Source organism: Thermosulfurimonas sp. (assembly GCF_015491435.1).
Taxonomy (GTDB): Bacteria; Desulfobacterota; Thermodesulfobacteria; order Thermodesulfobacteriales; family Thermodesulfobacteriaceae; genus Thermosulfurimonas_A.
In genome coordinates this window covers 1-2,407 of record NZ_WFVX01000106.1, presented here as the reverse complement: position 1 = coordinate 2,407, position 2,407 = coordinate 1, and the positions used below count along the sequence as shown (strand labels likewise).

Below are 2,407 nucleotides of genomic sequence, written 5' to 3'. Positions count from 1 at the left end.
CCTTCCCCGGGGAGGTGGAAGCGCCTCTCGCGGATCCTTCTCGGGGTGGGGATCTTCGGCTGTCTTTTGGGGCTGGTTCTGGGGGTCTATACCCTGAAGAGGCTTTTACACCCGGCCGGAGGGAAGGCCCAGCCGGTGAAAAGCTCTATCCCGGCTGAGTCCCCGGCGCAGGGGCCTCTGGGTTCTCTTCCCCTGCCCGGAAGGACGGAACATGCCCTGGTGCTCAAACATTTTCTTATTCCCCTTCAAACCGAGGGAGGGGCTCCGGTCTTCATCAAAGCCTCGGTGGTCCTCTATTTCACCACCCAGAAGGAGGTCCTCAGGGCCAGAAAACTGGAAAATCCCCTGCGTACCATCATCTACGAGACCTTCAAAAACATTCCCTTTTACTACTGGCGCAGCCCGGAGGGGGTCAAGAAGATAAGGGCGGCTCTTCTTAAGGCCCTTAGAGAGCGGGCCCCGGAAAACCTGGTTCCGGTTTCGGTGGAGGTAACGGGGTATATTCTCAAATAAGAGGGAGGGTATGCCGGAAAGGATAGAAAAACCCTCGGGGGTAATCCCGGTTCTTCCCTCGGTGGAACACGAGAAACAGAAATCCAGGCGCAGGGAGGATCGGAGAAAAAAGCCTCCGGATCGCTCGCGGAAAGAGCCTCCCGGATCCCGAAAGAAGGAAGGGGAGATCGACCTGGTGATATGATCAAGGATCCGGTTTTCTGGCAGCTTGTACTGGACTTGCTTCTCCTGGTGGCCATTCTGGTGCTTTTTCTGCGGATCCGGCGCCTGGTCCCCTCTTCCCTTCGGGAGGTGGTCTCCAGGCTGGAGATCCTGGAGCGGTTGTCCGAGGATCTGGCCCGTTATCTGGAGGAGGAAAGGCGTATCTATGCCCGTCTGGAGAGGGCCCTGAGGGCCGGGGTGCAGGCCTGGGAAGGGCAGGAAGAGGAACGCCGCACCCTCAGGGAAAAGGTGCTCGGGGATTACCGTCAGGGAACGGAGGTGAAGGAGATCGCCCGGCGCTATGGCCTCTCCGAGGGAGAGGTGGAGCTATTGATCTCGCTGGAACGGTTTCGGAGTAGGAAATGAGGGTAACCCTTCCGGCCCCGGTCGCCTATCTTCCGGAAAACCTCCTGATCCTTTTTGAGCGGCCGGGGCGGGAACTCACCGTCCGGGTCATCGAGGTGGAGGGCAAGACCCTTACCCTGGAAGCCGGGGGGGAGCGTTTCCAGGCCCGTCTGGCCGGAGCGCTGGTTCCCGAAGATTTTCGCCCCGGGGAGACGGTGCGGGTGCGGGTCCTCTCGGCGGGGCCCCCGGTGGTCTTGCACCTTATCGAGGGCAGCGGGGTCTCCCGGGTCCAGGAAAGACTGGCGGATCTGGTGCGTCTCATTCAGGGGCGGGCCCTCCCGGTGCCGGAAGGGCCCCTGGTTTCGGAAAGACCGGATCTTTCCTCGCTCCTGACCTTTCTGCTTCAGGCCGTCGGCGAACATCCGGAGGAGGGCAAGGCCCCCCGGCGGGAGGCCAAAGCGGCGGAAACCCCGCTCACCCAGACCCTTCTCCATCTCTGGAAGGGAGGAGGTCTGATCCTTCCCTTTTTCTTCGCCGATCGGCTTTCCTGGGGGTTTCTGGAGGCCGATCGAGAAAAGGAAAGACCCCGGGAGAGATACATTTACCTGCGGCTTTTTCTCGGAAATCTGGGTTTGATGGAGGCCTTTCTGCGGCTTCAGGGTTCTCAGCTGAAGGTGGATTTTCTCTTCTCCCGGGAGGAGGCCCTGACTCTGGCCCGGAAGGAAGTAATTAATCTGAGAAGGGAGCTGGCGGAAAGGGGGTTCTGGCCAGAGATCAGTCTGGAGAAGGCCTACCATGAACCCGGAGCCTTACTGGCCAGGGAGGGGTAATCCACAGGGGGGTTAGGGAAGATGAAAGCCTTGGTGGTAGATGATTCCAAGTCCATAAGGCAGATCGAAAGAAGATACTTAGAGGAGATGGGCTTTACGGTGGTGGAGGCCGAAAACGGCGAGGAGGCCCTGAAAATACTGCGTGAAAATCCGGATGTGCGGCTGATTATTCTGGACTGGCACATGCCGGTCATGAACGGCTACGAGTTTCTCAAGACCGTCCGGGCCAATCCCGAGTGGAACCAGGTCAAGATCATGATGGTAACCACGGAAAATCAACAGAAAAGTGTCATCGACGCCCTTATGGCCGGGGCCAACGAATACCTGATGAAACCCTTTGATCGGGAGATGCTGGAGACCAAGATCCGATTTCTACTGGAGGAGACCCTGTGAAGATCAGAGTGCTCATCGTGGATGATTCTCCGGTTATTCGGCGGCTTTTGCGGGAGGCCCTTTCCAAGGAGATGGATATGGAAGTGGTGGGGGCGGCCCGGGACGGTCGCGAGGCGGTGGAGATG

Annotated in this window: 5 protein-coding genes; all 5 read left to right on the top strand. The window is 59.0% G+C overall.

Annotation, left to right across the window (positions count from 1 at the left end):
* Positions 1-513 (top strand): hypothetical protein (locus F8J34_RS04775; RefSeq protein WP_297056866.1); only part of this gene is annotated, 513 nt, incomplete at its 5' end.
* A 10-nt stretch (positions 514-523) separates the two neighbouring features.
* Positions 524-697 (top strand): hypothetical protein, encoded by a 174-nt coding sequence (locus F8J34_RS04770; protein ID WP_297056865.1) that lies wholly within the window; start codon positions 524-526, stop codon positions 695-697.
* Positions 694-1,080, top strand: a complete 387-nt coding sequence (locus F8J34_RS04765) for a hypothetical protein (protein ID WP_297056864.1) — start codon at positions 694-696, stop codon at positions 1,078-1,080. Before F8J34_RS04770 ends, F8J34_RS04765 begins: the two co-directional genes overlap by 4 nt.
* Positions 1,077-1,889, top strand: a complete 813-nt coding sequence (locus tag F8J34_RS04760) for a hypothetical protein (protein ID WP_297056863.1) — start codon at positions 1,077-1,079, stop codon at positions 1,887-1,889. Before F8J34_RS04765 ends, F8J34_RS04760 begins: the two co-directional genes overlap by 4 nt.
* Positions 1,890-1,910: 21 nt before the next feature.
* On the top strand, positions 1,911-2,282 hold the full coding sequence (locus F8J34_RS04755; RefSeq protein WP_297056862.1) for a response regulator: 372 nt from the start codon (positions 1,911-1,913) through the stop codon (positions 2,280-2,282).
* Positions 2,283-2,407 lie beyond the last annotated feature (125 nt).

Excerpts from the sequence above, each read along its gene's own strand:
- F8J34_RS04755 (WP_297056862.1), top strand. The coding sequence starts at position 1,911 with ATGAAAGCCTTGGTGGTAGATGATTCCAAGTCCATAAGGCAGATCGAA.
- F8J34_RS04765 (WP_297056864.1), top strand. The coding sequence starts at position 694 with ATGATCAAGGATCCGGTTTTCTGGCAGCTTGTACTGGACTTGCTTCTC.
- F8J34_RS04770 (WP_297056865.1), top strand. The coding sequence starts at position 524 with ATGCCGGAAAGGATAGAAAAACCCTCGGGGGTAATCCCGGTTCTTCCC.
- F8J34_RS04760 (WP_297056863.1), top strand. The coding sequence starts at position 1,077 with ATGAGGGTAACCCTTCCGGCCCCGGTCGCCTATCTTCCGGAAAACCTC.